3 protein-coding genes are annotated in these 1821 nt (G+C 52.8%); 1 reads left to right on the top strand and 2 read right to left on the bottom strand.

Translation table 11 applies throughout. The features are described from left to right. The first annotated feature begins 112 nt into the window (after nucleotides 1-112). The gene (locus A1351_RS24330; protein WP_157096056.1) at nucleotides 113-796 is read left to right on the top strand and encodes a hypothetical protein; all 684 of its coding nucleotides are present in this window, start codon (nucleotides 113-115) and stop codon (nucleotides 794-796) included. Nucleotides 797-987: 191 nt separating this feature from the next. Here the strand turns inward: A1351_RS24330 and A1351_RS02540 are convergent, their stop codons facing one another. Further along, nucleotides 988-1629 (bottom strand): 2OG-Fe(II) oxygenase, encoded by a 642-nt coding sequence (locus A1351_RS02540; RefSeq protein ID WP_064032064.1) that lies wholly within the window; start codon nucleotides 1627-1629, stop codon nucleotides 988-990. Further along, a partial coding sequence (locus tag A1351_RS25575) for a hypothetical protein (RefSeq protein ID WP_210178229.1) occupies nucleotides 1616-1821 on the bottom strand: 206 nt, incomplete at its 5' end. The genes A1351_RS02540 and A1351_RS25575, both read right to left, overlap by 14 nt.

Raw genomic sequence — 1821 nt, forward strand, 5'->3', positions numbered from 1 at the left:
AAGGGAAGAGCTGCGACCCGAAGCCCCATCGTCACAGTTCAGATCAAGTCGGACGCCCGGACTGCTACTCCACCGGAGGGGCGCGACCGATAAATTCATGTTATGATGCAATATGACTTCACTTCTAACGTTGAATGGCGTCCCGCCCCGTATTCTCGGCTCGTTGACTGAAGAACAGCGGAAAGTCGTGGCTTCTTACGCTTCCAGCGATCGGCGCGAATCTTACAATGATTGGTGGCAAAACGGCGTCCCAGAACCAATCCGCCCATTTGCAAAATTTGTTAGCGGCGCCGCGATCAGTTTTATACGTTGGGGAGCGACCATACTCGAGAATAACAGAATCGGTGTCATTTCGTCACAGATCGGAATTGGTCAATCAACCTTTGGCGGCCTCGATACAAATCTGCACTCGGATATGAGGGGTGCGTCAGAGCAGCTTAGAGAAGAGAGAATTATTTGTTTACGATTGCTCTGCGTTTCCAGCGCAGCAGCAACTTTTATCGATTTGACAGACCAAGAAAATATAGAATCCATTCTCGATTCACACAGGATCGACGATGGTCGCATCTACAAGACCGAGCTGCTGAGTCTATCGCAGAAGAATGGATACGCCGTAAGCCCGAAACCATGGGACGTTATCGTGTTCGATGCAAACACGCCACACATTCCTCCGGGCGCGCTTCAATCCAATCGGCGTGTTTTTCAGCAGGCGTGGATAGAAATACAGTTGCCTCCAGATTGGCGCCCACGCCTGAGAAGCGATAATAGGCCTTTGTTTATGTTTCCTGATTTTTGATCTTCGCAATAGTCGGCGCCGTGCGAGCTGAGCTGAAAGTCGCCTTCGAGGTACCGGGCGAAGGTCGGCTCATGGCGCCACTTGGTCGTTCGTGAGCGCGAAATAATGGCGCGACCTCCCCGTTAGGGAGCGCGAAGCTCTGACCCGAAGCAATCATTCGGTGGCAACAATTCGTCCTGGCCGCGGCCGCATCACGCGCCAGCGAGGTTCCTCAATTCGGCAGCGCATATATGGTCGGCATCCCGCCGAGAGTGTATTCGCTCATACATTACATCGGTTCGAAGCACGTATTTTCTGCCCGACGTGACCGCGTCACCTCGATGCCCTATCGGGTGATGGAACAGTAGGCCGTTGCCTTTCTTTGGCTTCACTGTGAATTGACCGTATTCCGAAAGTCGAAAACCCTCATCGCGAAACGAAGTGCCGCCACCTTCGAAATTGTCGTTCAAATAGACTATTAATGTAAAAAAGCTACGCTCTCCGTTAGAGCGTTCGTAATAGCCATCGCTATGCCAGTCGAAAAACTGTCCTATATCGTACCGGTAAAACCTAAGCCGCTCGTTGAGGCCAACTGGACGCCATTTCTTACGAAACCTTTGTGGGGTATCATCGGCCACTAGCTCGTACAATTTCACAGCGAGTTCAGGATCATCCAACATAACGCGATCGTTGTTACGTAAGTCCCGGATCATGACCGCGCCGCGGTCTGTTGAAACGGGCGCTTCCTCGTAACGATGGGCCTCGCTGAGGCGGATGTAGTCGTCACATGCCTCAGAGGTTAACAGATTCTCGATCGTTCCAATGTCCCTGGCGAGCCATCTAATTCGGGGCATGACGCGAGTTATCCTTTTCAGTGGGCGACACGCGCACTTCGGGTGGCGCCGAATTGAGCCAAGTTAGTCGCACGAGGGTGGAGACGCCGGCAAACCATGCGGGAAGCCTACGAATAGACGCGTCATCGAAGCAGACGCTCCGCGCGACCATCGCTTGTTCTTGAATGCAGCCGAGGATTGTCTCATAGGGAA

This window comes from Methylosinus sp. R-45379, from assembly GCF_001644125.1.
In the GTDB taxonomy this organism is placed as follows: domain Bacteria; phylum Pseudomonadota; class Alphaproteobacteria; order Rhizobiales; family Beijerinckiaceae; genus Methylosinus.